Consider the following 22,079-nt stretch of genomic DNA (forward strand, 5'->3'; position numbering starts at 1 on the left):
AGGCGGATCGAGCCGGCGGGACCGAGCAAGAGGAAATGATCGTCGGTAACCTCGGTCTTGAACGGATGGTCGGCCTCGTCGCGCCAGCCCGGCAGCAACCGGTCGATGCCGATGGGGTCGACGACGGCACCCGACAGGATATGCGCGCCGACTTCGGCGCCCTTTTCCAGCACCACCACCGAAAGCTCGGGATTGACCTGCTTAAACCGGATCGCAGCCGAAAGCCCCGCAGGCCCCGCGCCGACGATCACCACGTCGAACTCCATACTCTCGCGCTCGGGTAGGTCTTGCCGCTCACTCATGTCCTCGCTCACAGCGCCTTTTCGAGCTCCGGCAGGGCTTCGAACAGGTCGGCGACGAGGCCGTATTCGGCAACCTGGAAGATCGGCGCCTCCTCGTCCTTGTTGATGGCGACGATCACCTTTGAGTCCTTCATGCCGGCCAGATGCTGGATCGCACCGGAGATNTCGGCAACCTGGAAGATCGGCGCCTCCTCGTCCTTGTTGATGGCGACGATCACCTTTGAGTCCTTCATGCCGGCCAGATGCTGGATCGCACCGGAGATGCCGCAGGCAATGTAGAGATCTGGGGCAACCACCTTGCCGGTCTGGCCGACCTGCCAGTCGTTCGGGGCATAACCGGCGTCGACTGCCGCGCGCGATGCACCGACGGCAGCGCCGAGCTTGTCGGCAACCGGCAGGATCACTTCCTTGAATTTTTCCGACGAGCCGAGTGCACGGCCGCCCGAGATGATGATCTTGGCCGAGGTCAGCTCCGGACGATCCGACGACGACAGCGCGTCGGCAACGAAGCTCGACAGACCGGGATTGGCCGCAGCCGCGATCGTCTCGACCGAAGCTGAACCGCCTTCGGCAGCGGAGGCGAACGAGGCGGTGCGCACGGTGATGACCTTTTTCGCTTCCGTCGTCTGCACCGTCTGGATGGCGTTGCCGGCATAGATCGGACCTTCGGCAGCGGAGGCGAACGAGGCGGTGCGCACGGTGATGACCTTTTTCGCTTCCGTCGTCTGCACCGTCTGGATGGCGTTGCCGGCATAGATCGGACGCTTGAAGGTATCGGACGAGACCACCTCGGTGATTTCGGAAACCTGGGCAACATCGAGAAGCGCTGCAACCCGCGGCAGGACGTTCTTGCCGACCGAAGTGGCAGCNGGTATCGGACGAGACCACCTCGGTGATTTCGGAAACCTGGGCAACATCGAGAAGCGCTGCAACCCGCGGCAGGACGTTCTTGCCGACCGAAGTGGCAGCGGCCAGGATGGTGTCGTAATTGCCCGACAGCGAAACGATCAGCGCCGCCAAGGGTTCGGCCAGATTGTTGGCAAGGCTAACATCCTCGGCCACCAGCACTTTGGAAACGCCGGAAAGCTTGGCGGCCTGGTCGGCCGCCGCCTTGGCACCGGCACCGGCCACCAGCACATGCACGTCGCCGCCAATTTTGGCGGCCGCCGTCAGCGCCTTTGCSGTCTGGTCGGAAAGSTGGCTGCCGTCGTGGTCAGCCAGAAGCAGAATAGCCATGGTTTTGTTCTCCCTTTCGGTTCGAGCTCAACGATCCCTTGGCGATCGGAGCTCAACGGTTCTGACGTGGTTCATGCGTTTGTCCGCAAACCGGGTCCCACTTTGCGGACGCATGAACTAGAGCACGCCGGCTTCGGTCTTGAGCTTTTCGACCAGTTCGGCCACCGACTTGACCTTGATGCCGGCCTTGCGGCCTTCCGGCTCCTCGGTCTNGATGTTGGGAAGCGAGGCATAACGCGGCTCGTTCAGGCGCAGGTCGGTGGTCACCACCGCCGGCAGCTTGATGTCGATCGTCTGCAGGCCGCCGTCGACCTCGCGCGTCACCGTCGCCTTGCCGTCACCGATCTCGACCTTGGAGGCAAAGGTGCCCTGGGCCCAGCCCAAGAGCGCCGACAGCATCTGGCCGGTCTGGTTCGAGTCATCATCGATCGCCTGCTTGCCGACGATGATCAGCCCCGGCTGCTCAGCTTCGGCCACACCCTTGACGATCTTGGCAACAGTGAGCGGCTCGACCTGGTCGTCGGTCTCGACCAGGATCGCCCGATCGGCACCCATGGCCAGCGCCGTGCGCAGCGTTTCCTCGGCCTTGGCCGGACCGACCGAGACGACCACGACCTCGTCGGCCTTGCCGGCTTCCTTCAGCCGCAGCGCTTCTTCCACCGAGATCTCGTCGAACGGGTTCATCGACATCTTCACGTTGGCAAGCTCGACACCCGAGCCGTCAGCCTTCACCCGGATCTTGACGTTGTAGNCTTCACGTTGGCAAGCTCGACACCCGAGCCGTCAGCCTTCACCCGGATCTTGACGTTGTAGTCAACCACCCGCTTGACCGTCACAAGTATTTTCATGGCAATCTCTCCAGGCATCAGCAGACAGTGCAGAACCGTTCGACCATGACGTCGAGCACCTCGCCGGGATCGCGCTTCCACCAATTGTTCGCCGAGAAAATCTCCACCTCACAAGGACCCGAATAGCCAGCCCCTTCCACCGCCTTGCGCAAAGCCTTGAGGTCCGCGACGCCGTCGCCCATCATCCCGCGGTCGAGAAGCACGTCGGTGGTGTCGGCAAGCCAATCACAGAGATGAAAGCCGAAGATGCGGTCGGCGCCGGCCCGCTGCAATTGTGCGGCAACGTCCGTGTCCCACCAAACATGATAGACGTCGACCGCGACGCCGACGTTCGGCGCGGCAATCGCGTCGCAGAGATCGATGGCGTCACGAAGCGTCGTCAGGCAGGAGCGGTTCCCGGCATAGACCGGATTGAGTGGCTCAAGCGCCAGCCTGATGCCGTGTGCTGCAGCGTAGGGGGCGGCCTCCGCGACACGGTCAGCGACGATCTTGAGACTTTCCTCGACACCCTTGGTGCCTGGCTCAACGCCGCCCACGACAATGGTCAAGACTTTGGCGCGCAGAGCTGCCGCCATGTCAATCGAGGCCTCGAAGTCATCCATGACCGCGCGCGCATCACTCGCCAGCGAGCCGACGAGAAAGGGCGTTCTGCAGAGACCTGCGACCGTCATGCCGGCAGCACGGACCCGCTCTCCGATCTGGAACGCTTGCGATCCTATTTCGCGGCGCCAGAAAACGACCGCGCCGAGACCGCGCTCGGCGCAGGCGTCAATGATCCGTTCCGCAGACCATCCCGCGCCGTAGCCTTCGAGATTGTGGCCGAGGCTTGCAGTGTTGAGAGCCAGCGCCCTGTGATCATTGGCAAAGTTCCTCATCTCAGGCTCCGTAAAATGCGAGCAGCCGCTTCATCCGGTTGACGGCCATTTCGGGCTCGCGCAGCAGGCCGCATGCATCTGCCAGCCGGAAAGCTTCGGTAAAGTAAGGCAAGGGCCGCATCGCCTGCGCACCGTTCAGCATGACGAAGTGGTCCTGGAATCCGTTGAGCCAAGCGAGAAACACGACGCCTGTCTTGTAGTACTGCGTCGGCGCACGGAAGATCAGCCTCGCCAGTGGCACTGTCGGATCCAGGGTGGCTCGAAACGCGGACGTGTCGCCGTCGCCCAGGCTCTTCACCGCAAATGCCGCAGCGGGTGCGAGCGGATCGAATATGCCCAGCAGTGCATGCGAAAAGCCCTCGGCGTCACCTTCGATCAATTCGGGGTAATTGAAGTCATCGCCCGTATACATCTTCACACCGGCCGGCAGGAGCCGGCGCATGTCGATCTCCTTCTGCTTGTCGAGAAGCGAGATCTTTATGCCATCGACCTTTGAGGCGTTCTCGTTGATGACGGCAAGCGCAACCGGCATGGCCTTTGCGAAATCCTTCGATCCCCAGTAGCCAGCAAGCTGCGGGTCGAACATTTCGCCCAGCCAATGAAGGATGACGGGCTGGTCGCAGGCGCCTAGCACATCGGAATAGACTTTGACGTAGTCTTCGGGCGTCTTGGCCGCCTTCACCAATGCTCTCGATGCCATCAGGATGACGCGTCCACCGACCTTCTGGATGGCCTCGAGTTGGTCGAGATAGGCCCGCCTGACATCATCAAGCGTATAGGACGCTGCCTGATCCAGATGGTCTGTGCCGCAACCGTTTGCGACCAGGGCATCCGGTATTTCGACCTTCGTGCGGCGGATCAGTTCCAGTGCGCCGGGCCAGTCCAACCCCATCCCTCGCTGGGCGGTATCCATGGCTTCGGCGATCCCAAGGCCGAGCCCGGCGAGATATCGGCGAAACGCCATGGTCTTTTCCCAATCGATCGTCGCGCGTCCCGACGGGTCATTGGCGGTGAAGGGATCAGCGACCACGTGGGCGGCGGAATAGACCACCCGGGCAGGGTTATTGCCGAGCACGGCCTGAGCGATGGGACGACCTGTCAGCGAGTAATCGGTCAGCCTGCCATTCGTATCGGGAAGCGCTATCTTCATGATGAACCTCAGAAGCGGGGAACCAGCATCCCGGCGTCCGCCGAGATCACCTGTCCGGTTGTGTAGGGAAATTTGCCGGTCGCCAGTGACGCAATGATCGCCCCCATCTCTTCGGGTTTACCGAGGCGCGGAAACAGGGTCAGGCCCTGCTCGGCCCGCTCGCGATAGGTATCGATGACTGGTGCCGTCATGTCGGTGGCAATCAGTCCCGGCTGGACGTCGTAAACTGCGATGTTTTCGGGTCCTAGCCGCACGGCGAGCGTCTTGGAGATCATCGCTGCTGCTGATTTCGAGGCGCAGTACTCCGAGCGTTGAACGGCGACCGCGACCGCGTTCGACGATGTCACGTTGACGATCGAATGAAACATCCGAGACCGTTGACGAGACAACAGCCGGCGAGCAAAGGCCTGACTGAGGAAGAACATGGCCTTGGCATTGACGTCGATGCAGCGATCCCAGCTCTCCTGTGAAACATCAAGCAGGTCGCCGCGCTGCAATACCCCGACGCCCGCATTGTTGACGAGGGTCGTCAAAGGGCCGAGTTGCGCCTCGATATTTGCCAGGACATTCTCGTGGGCCGCAAAGTTTGTAACGTCGAGGGGAGTGGCCATCACTGGATTGCCATGCGCGGCAACGCGAGCAACCGCCGCGGCAAGTTCGCGATCATCGCCGCGACCGTTGACCGCCACTGCGAAACCTTCCTTCGCCAATGCCTCCGCAGCAGCCAGACCGATACCGCGCGACGAGCCGGTAACCAGCGCCACCGGGCGCATATCAGTCCCAGTCATGCGCGTGCTCCCTTTTTCAGAAGTTCGCGCGCAATGATCATGCGCTGGATCTGATTGGTACCCTCGTAGATCTGGGTGATCTTCGCATCGCGATAGAGGCGTTCGACTTCGAAGCCGCGAATATAGCCCGAACCGCCAAAGACCTGCACGGCGTCTGCCGTGCGCTGAACGGCCATGTCGCCGGCAAAGCATTTGGCAATCGAGCAAGCCTTGGTCGCGTCCGCGCCGGCATCAATCTTGGATGCGGCCGAATGAACCAAGAGCCGCGCCGCTTCGATGTCCTTTGCCATGTCTGCCAAAAGCCACTGTACGCCCTGGAAGTCGGCGATGGATTTGCCGAACTGTTTGCGGGTACCGGCGTAGTCGACGGCAGCCTCAAGGCCGGCTTGCGCAATGCCGACGGCTAAGGCTGCGATACCGACGCGCCCCTTGTCGAGAACGGACATCATCATGTGGAAACCACGACCTGCCTCGCCCAGAAGCGCATCCGCCGAAAGGCTCACATCCGTAAACGTCAGCGCGCCGACCTGGCTTGCCCGCTGACCCATCTTGTGCTCCTTCGGCCCTCTCTCGACACCCGCGGCGTGCAGATCGACGACAAATATCGACATGCCGCGATTGCCCGCTTCCTTGTCGGTTCTCGCGAGCACGAAGCCGACGTCTGCGACCGGAGCATTGTGTATCCAGATCTTGCCGCCGTTCAGACGCCAGCCGTTGCCGTCGCGCGTCGCCGTCGTGCGAATACCCGAAACATCAGTGCCGGCCTCCGGCTCGGTGATGCAGTAGGCAACCTTGGTCTGCATGCTCAAAACGGCTGGCAGCATCTTTTGCTGGGTCACTGTTCCGTGGCGCACCAATAGCGTGGAAATGAGCTCAATCAGGCCGCATTGATCGGCGACCGAGGCGTAGCCGCGGCTGAGTTCCTCCATCACTACGGCATAGGTCAAGGTGTCGAATCCCGGCCCGCCGAGCGCTTCGGGAACACCAATTCCGAACAGGCCGAGCTTGCCCATTTCATCATAGAGGTCGGCCGGGAATCGCTCCTCGCGATCGAGTTGCTCCGCCATCGGCCGGATCACTTCGTCGGCGAAGGCGCGGGCCATCTCGCGCACTTGGTCCTGCGTTTCGCTCAGATACATGTTCTCCATCCCGCTAGTAGTAACTATCTAGTTACATACTGCCGCGAACTCCTTTCCGTCAAGTCAGAAAATTTTTCGACGTTGCTTCAACCGGCTTGCGCGGGTCCTCCGGGCGTGGTTACAATTCACCATTCAGTTACTTAAGGAGGATCAGCATGCACCCCGGAAAAAAGCGCAAACTCGGTCGGATCGACATCAACGTGACCACCTTCGGTTTCGGAACGGCGCCACTTGGCAACATCTTTCGCCCCATCAACGAGCCGACCGCCGAGGCGATGTTCGACACGGCCTGGAACGCCGGCGTCCGGTTTTACGATACCGCGCCGATGTACGGTCATGGGCTTGCCGAACTGCGAACGGGTTACAGTTTGCGCTGGAAGAACAGGGACGACTTCGTCCTTTCCTCCAAGGTCGGCCGCCGGCTGAAGCCAGCTAAGCGGGAGACGATCGATTTCACGCCCTGGGTCGACGCCGCTCCCTTTGAGATGGATTTCGACTACAGTTACGACGGGACGATGCGGGCGTTCGAGGACAGCCTCCAGCGCATGGGCCTCGAAAGGATGGACGTCTGCTTCATCCATGACATCGACGTCTTCACACGAGGAAACGATCAGCCGGAGGTTTTCAAACAAGCCATGGACGGCGCATGGCGTGCCCTCGAGAAGTTGAGGGATGAGGGGACGATCAAGGCGATCGGCGTCGGCGTCAACGAATGGGAAGTCTGCCTTGAAGCCTTGAAACAGAGGGATTTCGACTGCTTCCTTCTGGCCGGCCGCTACACCCTTCTCGAGCAGGATTCGCTCGATGCCTTCCTGCCCCTGTGCGAGGAGCGAGGCGCCGCAGTGATTGTCGGCGGAGGGTTCAATTCAGGCATTCTGGCGACTGGGGCAAAAGAGGGAGCAAAGTATAACTATGCGCCCGCATCGACAGCGATCCTCGACAAGGTCAGCAGGATCGAAGCGGTCTGTAGGGACCACAACGTACCGCTGGCCGCAGCTGCGCTGCAGTTCGTGGTCGCGCATCCGGCCATTCCGTCGTTTATGGCTGGTACGCGGACGGTTGAGCAGTTGAACCAGAACCTGGCCTGGTTTGCGCACCCCATCCCCGCAGACTTCTGGGTCGATCTAAAGGTCAAGGGGCTTTTGCGCGAGGATGCACCGACGCCTGTAGCCGGCTAGTGCGATACGCCTGCCGAAGAGGCCGGCTCCGCCCAGCCTCTTCGGCAATTTGCGTCGGCCCCGTAGAGCCGCCAGGCTCACCTGATCAGGATGGCACGGAAATCGTTGACGTTCGTCCCGGTCGGGCCGGGTACGAACAGGTCCCCCAGACGGTCAAATGCCGTCCAGGCGTCATTGGCGGAAAGCGTGGCGACAGGATCGAGGCCGAGCGCGCGCAGCCGAGCCGCACTCTGTCCATCGGCGAATGCACCAGCATTGTCTTCGGAACCGTCAATACCATCGGTGTCGCCGGCGATGGCAGTGAAGGGGACGCCGTCAGCTGCGATCGCCAAGGCTAGAAGGAACTCGGTGTTGCGTCCGCCCTTCCCATTGCCGCGAAGGGTAACCGTGGTTTCGCCGCCGGACAGGATCAGCACCGGTCGGGTAAACGGCCTGTCGCGCAGGGCAACCTCGCGCGCGATTGCCGCGTGGACCCGGGCGACGTCCCGGGCCTCACCTTCGATCGCGTCCGACAGGATGACTGCTGGGATGCTTTCGGCCTGCGCATGGATTGCAGCGGCTTCGAGAGAGAGCCGTGCCGAGGCGATCACATGCACTTCATGTCCTGCGAAGACATGGTCGCGCCAAAACGGCGCGAGCCCCTGATCGTCTGCGAGCCAATCAGCCACCTTCGGTGGGATGCGGATGCGCCAGGCATCCACCATTGCCCGCGCATGGGCGCGATCGGTGGCATCCGGTATCGTCGGCCCCGATGCAACCTGCGCCGGATCGTCCCCCGGTACGTCGGAGACCACGAGGCTGACGACTTTCGCAGGATGGCAGGCGGCTGCAAGACGGCCTCCCTTTATGCCCGACACCTGCTTGCGGATGGCATTCATCACCGAAATCGGTGCGCCGCTCGAAAGCAGGGCCCGGTTCAGCGCCACTTCGTCCTCAAGCGTCAAGCGACCTGGTGGGCACGGAAGAAGCGCCGACCCGCCACCGCACACAAGAGCTACGACAAGATCGTCTTGCGTCAATCCCTCGACCGCCTGAAAAAGCAGCCGCGACGCCTCGAGCCCGGCAAGATCGGGTACCGGATGCGCAGCCTCGACGACGCGGATCCGTTCGCACGGCACGCCATAGCCGTAGCGCGTGACCACCACCCCTTCGACGGGCGCATCCCACAAGCGCTCGAATGCGCGGGCGAGTTGAGCTACTCCCTTGCCGGCCCCGATAACGATCGTGCGTCCGCGCGGTCGTGAAGGAAGATGCGCGCGAAGGGCTGTTTCCGGATCGGCGGCACTAACGGCGACGCTGAATAGGTCGCGAAGCAGTATCCTGTCTTCGGGCGTCATAAAATCTCGTCCATCTCGTTTAAGTTTCCACGTCCGTTGTTTCGACACAACGCCCCGACATGCATCAAGGCGACACTGTGTCGGAGCGTTTTGGCGCTGCCGTCACGGGCGCACCTTTTGCGCAATGGACGCCGAACGCTTTTCTCGAAACGCCGCCAGGCCCTCCTGCAATTCCTCAGAGCCTGCGGCGATCTCACCGGCGAAGCTTTCAACGATCCGTTCGTTTTCCTCGCCTTCCGCGGCATTGATCAGCATCTTGGTCAGTTCAACCGCCCGACCCGAGCGACCGATCACCCGTGCCGCGGCCTTCTCGCCCGCAGCCAGCCCCTCGCCGGTCGCAACCACCTGATCGACCAAGCCCAGGTCAAGCGCCTGATCAGCTGTATAGACTTCGCCGAAGAGCGACATCCGTCGCACGATTTGGGCGCCGAAGCGGCGCGCCACACGCTGCGTGCCTGACCAGCCCGGGATGATGCCCAGACCCGGCTCCGGTTGACCGATGCGCACATGGGCTTCGGCAATCCTCAGATCAGCACAGGCCGCCAGCTCCAATCCGCCGCCCAGCGTGTGTCCATTCAGGACCGCGATCAAGGGCACGGAAAGGCGTGCGAGCGCGTCGAAGGCAGCATGGCCGTCGCGCACCCAATGACGGGCAAAAGCCTTCGGCGAGGCGCTGCTCCACGCATCGATATCGCCGCCTGCGCAGAATGATCGGGATCCCTCCCCCGTCAGGATCGCAACCCGCGCGGTGGAACGCTCTATCGCGCGACATATCGGCATCAGCGCATCGACCATATCGGCGTCGAGCGCGTTCAGCTTGTCAGGCCGCCGGATCGTCAGCCAGGCGATATCCCCGGAAATTGCGAGGTCGAGACGCGGGTCGGTCACAGCGCCATCCCCATCGTTGACGCGCGAAACAGTACGTCGTCCATGATCTTCAGCGTGTCGGAAACACGCAGTGGCGTTGTCGCCTGGGCGAGGACATCGCGCTGCAGGTCGATACCGGGCGCGATCTCGGTGATAACCAGCCCATCCGCCTCCAGCCGCATGACACAGCGTTCGGTGACATAAGTGATGTCCTGGCCCTGGGCACGGGCACGCCTGCCCGAAAAGCTGACCTGATCGACCTTGGGAACAATCTTGGCGACCCGTCCTTCCTTGTCGATGACCAGGCGCCCGTCTTCAAGCCGCATCTTGGCGCCGGCGTTGAAATTGCCGGAGAAGACGATCTTTTTCGCTCGTGCCGTGATGTCGACAAAGCCGCCTGCGCCGGCAGTCCGGTGCGGTGTCGCAGCCAGGCGGCTGACATTCACGGAACCCTCGGCGTCGATTTCGAGGAAGGAAAGCAGCGAGCAGTCAAAACCTCCGGCCTGGAAATAGCAGAACTGATGCGGTGATGCGACGAACGCCTCGGCATTGGCGGCACAGCCAAACTTGAAATCGAGCAGAGGAATGCCGCCGACGGCGCCTTGTTCGATGACCCATGTGATCTTGCCGTGATGTCCTTCCTCGATGAGAACACGCGGCACGTTGGCCGAGATACCGAACCCGATATTGACGGCCCAACCCGCTTGTAGTTCCTGCGCGACGCGCCGTGCGATCACCTTGCCCACGTCCAGAGCCGGGATACGGAATGTGTGCAGGGGCCGAAACAGTTCACCTGAAATGGCCGGGTCGTAAGGGGTCGCAGTCGTTTGCAATTGGTCGGGCGCTTCGACGATGACGTCGACGAGGATGCCGGGAACGCGAACGTCGTGTGGACGCAATGTCCCTGTCGCGGCAACCCTGCGGACCTGAGCAATCACAAGTCCGCCGGAATTTCGAGCCGCCAGCGCCATCTCCATCGCACCGAGCGTCGCGCCCTCCTGCTCGAATGTCAGATTTCCATTCTCATCGGCCGTCGTCGCGCGGACGATGGCGACATCGGGATGGATAGCCGGAAAATGCAGCCAGTCCTCGCCAGCAAATTCCACCCGGCTAACCATCGGAGCGCGACGGGCCGTCGCGTTCATCGCGCAGCCTTCCTGGTCCGGATCGACAAACGTATCCATTCCGACCTTGGTCAACACGCCCGGCCGCTTGGCAGCGCCCTCGCGCAGCATGTCAAACACAATGCCCGACGGCACGTTCCAGGCTGCAACTTCCTCCTTCAGGATCATCTGCCAGATCAGGGGTGGCTCGGCGTTGCTCGGTCCGGACGGATAGGATCCTCCGATGATCCTGGAGAGCATGCCCGGTTTTGCGATGTGATCGACACCTTTTGTGCCAAAGAAGTCGCCGGCTGCGATCGGATGCACAGAGGTCAATCCGCGAGGATGGCCTTCCTGCTCAAAGCGCTCTCCCAGCGCCTTGAGGACCGCATCGGGGCAGCAAAGCCCCGAAGAGGAGTTAACCGCAAGCACGGCACCGTCCCTAACCAACCCGGCGGCTTCCGCTGCAGTTTTCACCTTCGACATTGCTGCGCACTCCTTTTGTCGTTGCACTAAGTAACTAACCAGTTATACATTAAACACGACAATGAAGGGCAGGCAAGGGCAATTTGCGCCGTGGCCACAACGGCACAAAGCCGCAAAACGCGAAGGAGGAGCAATGAACATCTATTTCGAAAAATGCCATCAACGGGGCTTTGGCACCTATCCGCTGAAGGCAGGCGAATTGAAAGCCGCAATCGAGACCGCGCTTGATGTCGGCTACAGGGCATTCGACACCGCCCAGATGTACGAAAACGAGGCCGAAACGGGGCAGGCGCTCCTCGAGGGAGGCGTTGCGCGCGACGAACTGTGCATCACATCCAAGGTCCATCCCGACAACTACGCCGAGGCGCAGTTCCTCCCCTCGGTCGAAGCGAGCCTGAAGGCGCTCAAGATAGACCAGTTGGATGTTCTCCTCTTGCACTGGCCACCAATCGGCGGCGACGTCGCTCCGTCGTTGCGCCTCCTGCAAAAGGCTCATGTCGCCGGGATGGCGCGCAATATTGGCGTCTCCAACTATACCGCCCGGATGATGCGTGAAGCCAAAGCGATTTCGGAGGTCCCGCTCGTGACCAACCAGGTGGAGTTTCACCCGCTGCTTGATCAGAGGGCGCTACTGGCTGCAGCGACCGAGACAGGGATCCCGCTTTCGTCCTACGCTTCGGTTGCCCGTGGCGAGGTGTTCAAGCACGCGATCTTTGGGGAGATTGGCGCGACCTATGGAAAATCCGCCGCGCAGATCGCGCTACGCTGGATCCTGCAGAAGGGCGTACCGCTCAACACGATGTCCACCAAGCCGGAGAATATCCGGGCGAACTTCGAGATCATGGACTTTACCTTGTCCTCGATCGATATGGATCGGATCGATTCCATGACGCATACCGGGTATCGCATCATCACCCCGGGCATGTTGCCCTGGGTTCCTGAATGGGACTAACGGAAAGGGCGGCCGCAAGGCCGCCCTTTCAGCTCGCATGAAGTTGCCTCAAGCGTTACCACGGATCAGGTCGGAGGCCTTTTCGCCGATCATGATCGATGCCGCGTTGGTGTTGGAACCGACCAAGCTCGGCATGACCGAACTGTCGCAAATGCGCAGACCATCGAGGCCGTGAACACGCAGCTTGGCATCCACCACTGACATCTCGTCTCGTCCCATCTTGCAGGTACAGGTCGGATGGTAGGATGTGCGCCCGTACTGACGTGCATAGGCCTCGAAATCAGCGGTGGTGCGCACGTTCTGGTCTGGAAAACGCACGGTCCTGATATATTTCTGCAGCGAGGGCTGTGCGAAGATTTCCCGACTGATCCGGATGCCTTCGACGGAGATCCGCAGGTCATCGGCATCACCCAGGAAATTGGGGTCTACGATCGGAAGCGCGCGCGGGTCGGCCGAACGCAAGGCGACTGAACCACGCGATTTCGGACGCACCGTGTAAGAGTTCAACGTGATGCCGGAGGCGCCCTTTCGAACACTCGGCACGCCGGCCTCCGCCCCCGCCCCAGCCAGAAAATGGAACTGAAGATCGGGACAGGGACTGGCCTTGTCGGCATACCAGAACGCGCCGCCCTCAACGACATTCGACGCAACCGGGCCGGACTTGAACAATGCATATTCCAGGCCGGCCCAAAGCATCCAATGCGGCCTGTTGTACTTGTCCAGACTGTCATGTCCCTTGAGTTCGGCAACGATATCGACGCCAAAGTGATCGTGCAGGTTCTCGCCGACACCAGGCATATCCTGGACCACGTCGATACCATGGCCGCGCAAGGCCGCTGCCGGGCCGACGCCGGAAAGCATCATCAATTTGGGTGTGCCGATGGCGCCGGAGGTCACGATGACCTCACTGTCGGCGCGAACGATCCTGGAGGCGCCACCCGTCGCGTATTCGACACCCACGGCGCGTCGCCCTTCAAAAACCACCCGAAGCACCAACGCGCCTGTGACCAGCGTCAGGTTCCGGCGCTTGAGTGCCGGGCGCAGATATCCCACAGCCGCCGAGCAGCGCCGACTGTTGCGGGTCGTAGTCTGGTAAACGCCCGTGCCCTCCTGAACGGGGCCGTTGAAATCCGGATTGTACGGAATTCCGAACTCCTGGCAGCTTTGAACGAAGGCACGCGTCAGAACTTGCGGATTGGCTATGTTCGAGACGCCGAGCGGCCCGTCGGTTCCATGCCATTGTCCCGAGAGGATCGTGTTGCCCTCGGACCGCAGGAAATACTTCTGGATGTCCTTGAAGCCCCAGCCCTCCGCCCCCTCTTCCACCCAGCGGTCGTAATCGCTCGGGTGACCGCGGGTGAATACCTCGGCGTTGATGGAGGATCCGCCGCCGAGTACCTTCGCCTGGGCGTAGGGGATCTCACGGTTGTTAGCATGTATCTGCGGCGCCGTGGTCAGACCCCAGGTCATCGGGCCTGCAGTCATCTTTGCAAAACCGACCGGCATGTGGATCAGCGGATGGCTGTCGCGCCCACCGGCCTCAATGAGGCAGACCCTTGTCGCTGGGTTTTCCGAAAGGCGCGCTGCGAGCACGCAGCCCGACGAGCCGCCTCCGACGATCACATAGTCAAATCCTTGCACCATCATGCGATCCAGTGTGAGCGTTTGCCGATCTCGACGTGAACGGATTTGACCTGGGTGTACTCCTCCACGCCATAGGTGCCCGCCTCGCGTCCCCATCCGGACTGCTTGAAGCCGCCCAGCGGCATCTCCGGCCCACCTGCCATGATCGTGTTGACCCAGAAACGACCGGCGCGAACGCGGCGGGTGACCGTCAATGCCTTGTCTATGTTCTTGGTCCACACGCTGGCAGCGAGGCCGTAGACAGTGTCGTTGGCCAACTCGATCGCCTGTTCGATCGTGTCGAACGACATCGAGCAGAGGACGGGCCCGAAGATCTCGTCCCGGGCGATCGCCATGTCAGGGGAAACCCCGGTGAACAGCGTCGGTGCGATATATTGGCCCTTGCCGAATTCAATGGCCTGGCCGCCTGTAACGAGCTGTGCGCCTTCCGCCTTGCCCTTGGCGATATAATCCAGGATGGTCGTGTTCTGCTGGTCGGTGGTAATCGCTCCGACCTGGGTAGCCTCATCAAGAGGATCGCCGACGCGTATCCGCTCCATCTTTTCGACGAGAAGCTTTTCAAATTCCGCGGCCACTGAGCGTTCGACGATGAGCCGCGAAGACGAGACGCAGCACTGCCCAGTGTTGAAGCTGATGCCGAATGCCGCCCCGTCCGCCGCATCTTCGAGATCCGAATCCGCAAAAACGATGATCGGGTTCTTGCCTCCCAGTTCCAGTCCGAGCTTCTTGAAGTTGCTGTCGGCGGCCGCGTGAACGCACGAGCGCCCGACTGCGGTGGAGCCGGTGAAGGACAGCATGTCCACATCAGGGTGTTCCGTCAGAGCCTGGCCGATGGTGCGGCCCGAACCGGTGATGACGTTGTAGACGCCATCAGGCAGTCCCGCCTCGGCGAGCACCTCGGCAAGGATGAGCGTGGTCGCGGACGTCACCTCCGAAGGCTTGACCACCATCGTGCAGCCTGAGGCAAGGATGAAGGGCACGCGTTCGCAAAGAATGAGGAATGGAAAGTTCCACGGGGTAATGAGACCCACGACACCGATCGGTTCGCGAAGAACCATGCCGAATAGTCCGTCGCCCAGCGAATTGTAGCTGTCGCCGTGCAACAGCCGAGCGGCACCAGCGCCGACTTCAAAGCAGGCGATGCAATGATCAATCTCTCCGCGCGCCTGGGCGATCGGTTTGCCATTCTCCAATGTTTCAAAGTAGGCGATCTCATCCCGGCGTTGCCGCAGGATCTCGGCAACACGCAAAAGGACTGCCCCACGGGCGGCCCCCGAAAGGCCGGACCAACGGCGATCCTCGAAAGCCCGGCGAGCGGAGGCAACAGCTGCGTTCAAATCTTCCGGAGTGCATTTCGCGGTGCGCGTGACTGGAACGCCATGGCCAGGCGACAGGCGCTCGAACTGGTCACGGCTCTCATGCCACCGTCCATCCACGAAGAAGCCAAATTCACGAGGGGCCTTTGGCGGGAGAAGGTAGTTTTTGACTTGGTCCATGGGATGCCTCCACTCTGAGATTTCCGTATCCATCAGGCGATGGATTAGTAACTGAACAGTTATGCGCGATCTAGCAACGCCTGCGCGATCACGCCATCACAATTTGGGTCTTGAGGTGATGGGACCGATTGGCGAGCGTATCGAACGCCTCCTGGATTCGATCCAACGGATAGTCGGCGCCGGTGAAGTCATTCGTCTCGAACCGACCGTGTGCAAGGAGCGTCAACGCGTCATGCATGTCCTCGCCCATGCCAGCGACCGATCCCTTCAAACCGCCCTCTTCAAGCACGGTCTTCAGGATATCGACCGGCACCGTCTCGCCAGGCGCTGTGATCCCGAAAAAGGCGACATGGCCACCACGACGAGACAGATCAAACGCCTGGCCATAGAGCGCCTTGCTGCCAACGCTTTCAATGACGATATCGGCGCCTCGTCCGTCGGTCATGGCCATCACCGTCGCCTTGAGAGTGGTGGGGTCCGACACGGCCGCGTCCGCTCCCGCCTCCAGTGCCATTCGGCAGCGGTCAGTCGACAGATCTGTAACAATGATTGGAGCGGCACCCACCAGGCGCATCATCTGAACGTGCAGATTGCCGATCGGGCCTGCTCCGAAAACGACGACCGATTGCCCAAATGTCACATTCGCCTTGCGCGCCGCACGCACAACGCATGCGACCGGCTCGGTCAAGGCGAGTACGGCATCAGGCACGGTGTCGGGAACCGGGATGACGAGACGCGCCGGGACGGCAACGTACTGGGCAAAGGCGCCATCACGGCTAATGCCGACCTGGACAACCTCGGCGCAGTTGAGGACCTCGTTGCGGCGGCACCAGTAACAGGTGCCGCAGCCGATATTGATGTCCACGACCACGCGCATGTCATGCCGCAGATGGCGAACGCTCCTGCCGAAGTCGGCGACCGCGCCGCAGAACTCGTGGCCTGGAACAATCGGTAGCCGGTCGGCGGCATAATGGCCGTTGAAGATATGGACGTCGGTCCCACATATGCCTGTCCGCGTCACACGGATAAGGGCATCATCGGGGCCGATCGACGGAACATCGACCGCCATGATCTCGAAACGGCGCGGTTCGACCAGAACGGCAGCTTGCATCTTGCTCATCACCGCCTCCTATTTCACCGTGCGTAACTTGGCGCGATCGATCGTGAGTGCGATCGCGACAATGAGAACAATGCCGAAAACCATCTGCTGCTGTGTTGCGTCTATCTCGAAATAGAGCATGGAGGCGCGGATGACGGCGACAATGAGCGTTCCGATGACCGTGTTGAGAACGCCTCCGACACCCCCGGTCAGGGGCGTACCACCGACCAAAACCGCAACGATTGCCGGCAGCAGGAACCCGTTCGCAATCGTCGGCGCGCCGCCTGAAAGCTTGACGGCAAAGAGCAGTCCGGCAATCGCCGCCAGCGCCCCTGATATTGCAAAGGCAAGGATCTTGTAGCGTGCCACGTTGAGCCCGGAGGCTGCAGCCGCCAGTTCGCCGGCGCCGACTGCTTTCAGCGCCCGGCCGAGCGTCGTGCGGCGTTCGATAAATAGGCAGATGCAAAGCAGCACGGCCGAGATCAACAGTTCGTTCGGCACGCCCCATGTACGACCGATCATCCAGCCGAAGGTCTCGTTTCGCTGGGTCGCGTCCATGTTGAGCGCGCGCTGCCCGGAAAGCCATTGCGCGACCGAGAACGCCACGCCGCCGACTGCAAGAGTGGAGATGAACGACGGAACATAGAGCCGCGTCGTCACATACCCCGACAATGTGCCCAGCAGGAAGCCGGCGGCAACGCAGGCGACAGCGACCCAGGCGCCCATGGAGGCAAGGTAGACCGATGCAATGACGGTCACCATGTTCGCCATCGACTGGGCGGACAGATCTATCCCGCCGATATAAATGGCAAAGGTCAGTCCGAGTGCCATGATGAACAACGGCACGATATCACCCGCCAGGCTCATGAGATTGGCTGGCTTCAGGAAGCCCGGGTGGGTAACGCCGACGAGGGCGACGAGCACCAGCAGCGTTATCCAGGGAAGATGCGGTTTGAGACGCTGAATGTCCATGTTTCCCTCAGATCATGTAATGCAGGAGATCGTATAGCGAGGGCTTTGCCCCCGGCACGCAATCGAAGTTCTTCTGAATGCGGCCATCCTTCACGACGACGATGGTGTGAGACAGCCCGATGGCCTCCTCCAGGGTATCGGCGACCAGGACGATGCCGACACCGGCACCGCTCATTTCGCGGATCATGTCGTAGACATCTTCCTTGGCTCCGATATCCAAGCCGCGGGTCGGATGATCGAGCAACATGATGTCCGATCCCGCCGATCGCCACTTGGCTAGAACGACCTTCTGCTGATTGCCGCCGGACAGGTTTCCGCAATCCGCGAATTCGGAATGTGCCTTGATCGAAAGCTTCTTGATCCAGTCGCGCGCAAGTGCGCGCTCTTCGGATATCCGCAGCACGCCGGCGCGAGAATGCTTGTTCATTTGCGAGAGTGTCATGTTCTCGTAGACGTTCATGCCGGCGACGATGCCCTCGATCTTGCGCTCGCGAGGGACGTAGCCGACGCCTTGGTTCACTGCGTGGCGAGGCGAGAAAATCTTCACCTTGCCGCCCTTGATCTGGAGATTTCCCTGGGTTGGGGTGAGCATTCCGTAGATCATCCGCAAGATCGCCTCGCGCCCCGACCCTTCCGTTCCCACCAGGCACAAGACTTCCCCGGCATGCAGTTTTAGGGAGATGTCCTTCGTGCGTCCGGGCAGTCCGACCCCATCCATCTCGACCAGAACCTTGGATCGATCGAAGGGTTTCTGCAGCTGTTCGCGATAGTATTCCTTGTCGACGTTGCGGCCGACCATCTTGTGCTGGATCGCTTCGGTCTGGGCGGTACCGCGCTCCACGACATCGACGACATGACCGTCCTTCATCACGTAGATACGGTCTGAAAGCTCCATCACCTCGTCCATGCGATGGGAGACAAATATGAAGGACGCGCGCGTGACCAGTTCGCGTACCAGCTTGAAGAGCAGTTGCACTTCTTCCTTGGACAGAACCGAAGTCGGTTCATCGAGAAGAATGACCAGATCACCGTCAACGCGTTCTTCGAGGGTGAGAACCTTGGCAAGTTCCACAAGCTGTCGCTGCGCGAAGGATAGCTTCGAGGTAATGGTCGCGGGATCGATATCGAGCTTGACCTTGGCGAGTTGCGCCTTGGCTGCCGTTGCCATTGCCTTCCAGTTGATGACGCCGAACCTTACAAACTGCTGTTCGTAACCAAGGAAAATGTTCTCCATCACCGTCAGGTTGGCAATCAGCGACTGCTCCTGAAAGACCATGCCAATACCCTTCTCCATGGCCTGGCGAGGATTGGCAAAGCGCACGGTCTGGCCATTGATCAGAATGTGCCCGCCATCGGGTTGGTAGGCCCCGTAGATCACCTTCATCAATGTGGATTTGCCCGCGCCGTTCTCGCCGACCAGCCCGACGATCTCGCCGCGCTTGATGTGAAAATCGATGGCCTTGAGTGCGTGAACACCGGGGAATTTCTTATCGACGGCTTTCAGTTCGTACATGGCCCTGCCTCACTTCACGAAGGAAACCATCTTGCGGTCGGTCGACAGCACGACAGCAAGAATGACGAGCAATCCGAGAACCCCGTCCTGGAGAAAATCGGGCAGACCGACGACGACCATTCCATTGTTGATGACACCGACGATCAGCACGCCGATGAGCGCGTTCCACACACCCCCGATCCCGCCCCAGAGCGCCACGCCACCCACTACGACCGAGGTGATCGAGATGAACATGAAGTTCGAGCCGGTCACGGATTCGGCCTGACCGATGCGCGCCACCACGAGGATCGCTGCCAGTGCGTAAAAGACACCGGCAAGCGCGAACCCGGTGACACGCACGCGGTTGACGTTGAGACCGGATGCGTGCGCCAGTTCCTCACCGCCACCGACGGCATAAAAATTGCGACCGAGCGTGGTGTGGGCTTGTATGAACCAGGCAACGAACAGGAAGAAGCCGGCGATGTAGACCATGATCGGGAAACCGAACCAACGCACGGTCAAAAGTCCCCGAAACGTTGCGTCGCTCACCTTGACGATATCGCCGCCCGTCAGGAGGATTGCAGCCCCAGTCCCAACGAAACCCATCGCAAGGCTAGCCATGAAGGAGGGTATTCGCAGCTTGACGTGAACGAGCCCGTTGACGAACCCGATCAGCCCGCCGACCATAAGGATAAGCGGAATGGCCAGCCAACCGGCGCTCATCAGCGTGCCGCCGAACTTCGCAAAGGCGAACGCGAACACGACCGCCGTGAGCGAGATCGCTCCTTCCATGGAAAGGTCGATCGATCCCATGATGATGATGAATGTCACGCCGACGGCGACCATCAGCGCCGGCGCCGCCGCGATGGCGATGCGGGCAAAATTGCGGACCGAGAAGAAGGTCGGATTGAGGGCGGTGAAAAAGATCACCAGCGCGATCAGCACCAGCAACGGCGCCCATTTGATCAAGGTTTCGCGCGATATGCGACGTGTCACGTTAGGCACCCCTTCGCCCGGACTGTAATGAATGAAATGGAGGCGAATGCGACGACGCCTCCATCAGACGGATAGCTCAGTACTGGATCTGGCCGTTGGACGGGCCCCAGAAATCCTTCCAGTCGTAAGCCGGCACGGAATCGAGATACTTTGCCTTGAATTCCTCTGCATCCTTGGCGGTAACGAGGATCGTCGGACCGTAGAATTCACGATGCTCTTTCGGCTCTTCGGACGGTTTGAAGCTGCCGATTGCTGCGTGATAAGCGAGCGCCGCGGTGACGCCGCCGCCCCAATGCGGATTGGTAAAGACGGTCGCCAGGAGTTGACCCTCCAGCACCATCTGCACGGCCTCGAGATTGCCGTCGTAAGCGACGATCGGCATGCCTTCGATGCCTTCGGCCCGGAGGGCCTCGATCACTCCATAGGCGATGTTGTCATTGGCGCAATGTACGCCCTTGATCTTGTCACCGTGACGGGTCAGGAACGACGCCATGAGTTCCGCGCCCTTCTGCGTGTCCCAGTCGGCCGGCTGCGCGTCGAGCAGTTCGATCTTCGGATAATCCTTGAGTGCGTTCTTGAGGCCATTGAGGCGCTCAACCGCAGGGTTGTTGGCAGCAATGCCACCGAGATGAACAACTCCGCCCTCGCCACCCATGGCCTCAAACAGGATCCGCGCGGTTTCTTCCGCCGGTTTCTCGTCCGACCAGGTCATGTGGGAGACGTAGTTATCACCGAAGTCCCAGGGATGCAGATCGTCTGTCTTGTTCCAGATTGTCGAGATGTAACCTCCGGCGGCAGACACCGCCTCCACCACTGGCCTTGCATTCGGGCTGTCATTGGCATCGCAGGCAATCGCGCAGTTGCCGTTGTTCTTGGCGAGGAAGGCCTTGATGTCGGCGAGTGACTTTTCCGACGAGCCTTCATTGATCAGGCTGACAAGCGCACCTTTCGGCTTGCCGATCGTTTCGACAAAAGCCTCAGCGCCCGAGATCACCGAATTCCAGTAGGCGGAGGCGCGATCGCGATAGCTCCATGCGATGGCCGGATCGACCAGCGCCGCATGTGCGCCACTGCGCCCGAGAATGGCCGGAACCGTCATGGCCCCAACGCCGGCGGCGGCGGCCAGGATGAAGTTGCGACGGCTGAGCGTCTCGCGCTCGATAAAGTCCTTGATAAAGGTCGACATGGCGTTCCTCCCAAATCCACGTTTGAACGTTCCCCGCATTCGGCGGGTTTTTCAGAGGGCAACAAAGGCGATCCACACCTTCGGGGCCGAGCCTCCTCAGCTCCCCACGCCCACTTAACGCACTAACTAGTTACTTCTTTGATGGAGCCGGAGTCAAGAGCCTTTCGCGATTGCGGCCTTGATGATTTTCGACTGACCGCTTTGACGGATACGCACGCTGGCGTGTATGACTGGCCAACATGAGCCGCGAGCGCGCTGGAGGAATGGCCTTGAGCATGATCAACGAACCGACCGAAAAGCCGGGCCGCAAACCGCGCATCCGCGATGCGGAGGCGACCAAGGCACGCATTCTGGATGCCGCCAAAAAAGAATTCGCAAAGAATGGCTTAGGCGGCGCGAGAGTCGATGTAATCGCCGAGAAGGCCAAGGCCAACAAGCGGATGATCTACCACTATTTCGAAAGCAAGGAGGGCCTGTTTCAGACTGTCCTGGAAGATGCCTATATCGACATACGCACGGCGGAACAGAAGCTTAACCTGGATGACTTGCAGCCAAAGGCAGCTCTCGAAAAGCTCGTTCGTTTCACCTGGGAATACTATCTGAAAAACCCCGAATTCATCACTCTGGTCAACAGCGAGAACCTGCATCGCGCCAAGCACCTGAAAAAATCCGTGGTGATCAAGACGGCCAGCCGCAAGTTCGTCAACATGGTGGAAGTGTTGCTGGAACGAGGCGCCTCTGAAGGTGTCTTTCGCCACGGCATCGATCCAGTGCAACTGAACATTACCATTGCGGCAATCGGCTACTATTACCTGACCAACCGCTTCACCGGCTCGATCGTGTTCGAGCGTGACTTGATGGCGAAAGAGGCGGTCGACGAACGCCTCCGCTTCAATATCGAGACGATCATGCGGCTGGTTTGCGCCTAATCTC

The 22,079-nt window shown here is 60.7% G+C and carries 18 protein-coding genes and 4 pseudogenes; 3 read left to right on the forward strand and 19 right to left on the reverse strand.

Annotated features, from left to right (window positions below):
- The 9 genes and pseudogenes from ASD52_RS23965 to ASD52_RS23995 form a co-directional block, all read right to left on the reverse strand.
- Positions 1 to 302: FAD-binding protein (locus ASD52_RS23965; protein ID WP_156613022.1), on the reverse strand; the 302-nt coding region annotated here is incomplete at its 3' end.
- Between the two features lie 165 nt (positions 303 to 467).
- A pseudogene (locus ASD52_RS40315) lies at positions 468 to 1,171 on the reverse strand (electron transfer flavoprotein subunit alpha/FixB family protein); the annotation flags it as partial.
- Position 1,172: 1 nt separating this feature from the next.
- A pseudogene (locus ASD52_RS37725) lies at positions 1,173 to 1,538 on the reverse strand (electron transfer flavoprotein subunit alpha/FixB family protein); the annotation flags it as partial.
- A gap of 117 nt (positions 1,539 to 1,655) precedes the next feature.
- Positions 1,656 to 1,750: pseudogene (locus tag ASD52_RS40320) on the reverse strand (electron transfer flavoprotein subunit beta/FixA family protein); the annotation flags it as partial.
- A gap of 1 nt (position 1,751) precedes the next feature.
- Positions 1,752 to 2,289: pseudogene (locus ASD52_RS23975) on the reverse strand (electron transfer flavoprotein subunit beta/FixA family protein); the annotation flags it as partial.
- A gap of 114 nt (positions 2,290 to 2,403) precedes the next feature.
- Complete coding sequence (locus ASD52_RS23980; RefSeq protein ID WP_057217514.1) at positions 2,404 to 3,261, reverse strand: sugar phosphate isomerase/epimerase family protein; 858 nt, start codon at positions 3,259 to 3,261, stop codon at positions 2,404 to 2,406.
- Between the two features lies 1 nt (position 3,262).
- Positions 3,263 to 4,411 (reverse strand): dihydrodipicolinate synthase family protein, encoded by a 1,149-nt coding sequence (locus ASD52_RS23985; protein WP_057225623.1) that lies wholly within the window; start codon positions 4,409 to 4,411, stop codon positions 3,263 to 3,265.
- A gap of 8 nt (positions 4,412 to 4,419) precedes the next feature.
- Positions 4,420 to 5,199: a 3-ketoacyl-ACP reductase gene (locus tag ASD52_RS23990; protein ID WP_199197104.1), complete on the reverse strand. Its 780-nt coding sequence runs from the start codon at positions 5,197 to 5,199 to the stop codon at positions 4,420 to 4,422.
- Positions 5,196 to 6,338, reverse strand: a complete 1,143-nt coding sequence (locus tag ASD52_RS23995; RefSeq protein WP_057225624.1) for an acyl-CoA dehydrogenase family protein — start codon at positions 6,336 to 6,338, stop codon at positions 5,196 to 5,198. Before ASD52_RS23995 ends, ASD52_RS23990 begins: the two co-directional genes overlap by 4 nt.
- Before the next feature lie 155 nt (positions 6,339 to 6,493).
- On the opposite strand from ASD52_RS23995, the gene ASD52_RS24000 reads away from it, so the two are divergent.
- Entirely contained in the window at positions 6,494 to 7,516 is a 1,023-nt protein-coding gene (locus ASD52_RS24000; protein WP_057220995.1) for an aldo/keto reductase, read from the forward strand.
- A 77-nt stretch (positions 7,517 to 7,593) separates the two neighbouring features.
- Here ASD52_RS24000 and ASD52_RS24005 read toward each other — a convergent pair whose 3' ends face one another.
- The 3 genes from ASD52_RS24005 to ASD52_RS24015 form a co-directional block, all read right to left on the reverse strand.
- On the reverse strand, positions 7,594 to 8,853 hold the full coding sequence (locus ASD52_RS24005) for a glycerate kinase (RefSeq protein ID WP_057225625.1): 1,260 nt from the start codon (positions 8,851 to 8,853) through the stop codon (positions 7,594 to 7,596).
- A gap of 102 nt (positions 8,854 to 8,955) precedes the next feature.
- A complete protein-coding gene (locus ASD52_RS24010; protein WP_057225627.1) occupies positions 8,956 to 9,741 on the reverse strand; it encodes an enoyl-CoA hydratase/isomerase family protein in 786 nt (261 codons plus the stop codon).
- A complete protein-coding gene (locus ASD52_RS24015; protein ID WP_057225629.1) occupies positions 9,738 to 11,309 on the reverse strand; it encodes an acyl CoA:acetate/3-ketoacid CoA transferase in 1,572 nt (523 codons plus the stop codon). Before ASD52_RS24015 ends, ASD52_RS24010 begins: the two co-directional genes overlap by 4 nt.
- A 133-nt stretch (positions 11,310 to 11,442) precedes the next feature.
- Here ASD52_RS24015 and ASD52_RS24020 point away from each other — a divergent pair, with 133 nt between their 5' ends.
- Positions 11,443 to 12,261: an aldo/keto reductase gene (locus ASD52_RS24020; RefSeq protein ID WP_057225631.1), complete on the forward strand. Its 819-nt coding sequence runs from the start codon at positions 11,443 to 11,445 to the stop codon at positions 12,259 to 12,261.
- 48 nt (positions 12,262 to 12,309) lie between these two features.
- Here ASD52_RS24020 and ASD52_RS24025 read toward each other — a convergent pair whose 3' ends face one another.
- From ASD52_RS24025 to ASD52_RS24055, 7 genes are all read right to left on the reverse strand, one after another.
- A complete protein-coding gene (locus tag ASD52_RS24025) occupies positions 12,310 to 13,905 on the reverse strand; it encodes a GMC family oxidoreductase N-terminal domain-containing protein (RefSeq protein WP_057217584.1) in 1,596 nt (531 codons plus the stop codon).
- Positions 13,905 to 15,401 carry an aldehyde dehydrogenase family protein gene (locus ASD52_RS24030; RefSeq protein ID WP_057225633.1) on the reverse strand — a complete coding sequence of 499 codons (1,497 nt, stop codon included), beginning with the start codon at positions 15,399 to 15,401 and terminating at the stop codon, positions 13,905 to 13,907. The genes ASD52_RS24025 and ASD52_RS24030 overlap by 1 nt, the downstream gene beginning before the upstream one ends.
- Positions 15,402 to 15,489: 88 nt before the next feature.
- Positions 15,490 to 16,521, reverse strand: coding sequence for an alcohol dehydrogenase catalytic domain-containing protein (locus tag ASD52_RS24035; protein ID WP_057225635.1), 1,032 nt, complete (start codon positions 16,519 to 16,521; stop codon positions 15,490 to 15,492).
- A 9-nt stretch (positions 16,522 to 16,530) separates the two neighbouring features.
- Positions 16,531 to 17,472 (reverse strand): ABC transporter permease, encoded by a 942-nt coding sequence (locus tag ASD52_RS24040; RefSeq protein WP_057217540.1) that lies wholly within the window; start codon positions 17,470 to 17,472, stop codon positions 16,531 to 16,533.
- 7 nt (positions 17,473 to 17,479) lie between these two features.
- On the reverse strand, positions 17,480 to 18,985 hold the full coding sequence (locus ASD52_RS24045; RefSeq protein WP_057225637.1) for a sugar ABC transporter ATP-binding protein: 1,506 nt from the start codon (positions 18,983 to 18,985) through the stop codon (positions 17,480 to 17,482).
- A gap of 9 nt (positions 18,986 to 18,994) precedes the next feature.
- Positions 18,995 to 19,960, reverse strand: a complete 966-nt coding sequence (locus ASD52_RS24050) for an ABC transporter permease (RefSeq protein WP_057225639.1) — start codon at positions 19,958 to 19,960, stop codon at positions 18,995 to 18,997.
- 76 nt (positions 19,961 to 20,036) lie between these two features.
- On the reverse strand, positions 20,037 to 21,146 hold the full coding sequence (locus tag ASD52_RS24055; RefSeq protein WP_057225647.1) for a sugar ABC transporter substrate-binding protein: 1,110 nt from the start codon (positions 21,144 to 21,146) through the stop codon (positions 20,037 to 20,039).
- A 275-nt stretch (positions 21,147 to 21,421) separates the two neighbouring features.
- On the opposite strand from ASD52_RS24055, the gene ASD52_RS24060 reads away from it, so the two are divergent.
- Positions 21,422 to 22,075 carry a TetR family transcriptional regulator gene (locus ASD52_RS24060; RefSeq protein WP_057225655.1) on the forward strand — a complete coding sequence of 218 codons (654 nt, stop codon included), beginning with the start codon at positions 21,422 to 21,424 and terminating at the stop codon, positions 22,073 to 22,075.
- Positions 22,076 to 22,079: the final 4 nt, after the last annotated feature.

The sequence above is a fragment of the Ensifer sp. Root142 genome (assembly GCF_001426785.1).
Taxonomy (GTDB): Bacteria; Pseudomonadota; Alphaproteobacteria; order Rhizobiales; family Rhizobiaceae; genus Ensifer; species Ensifer canadensis.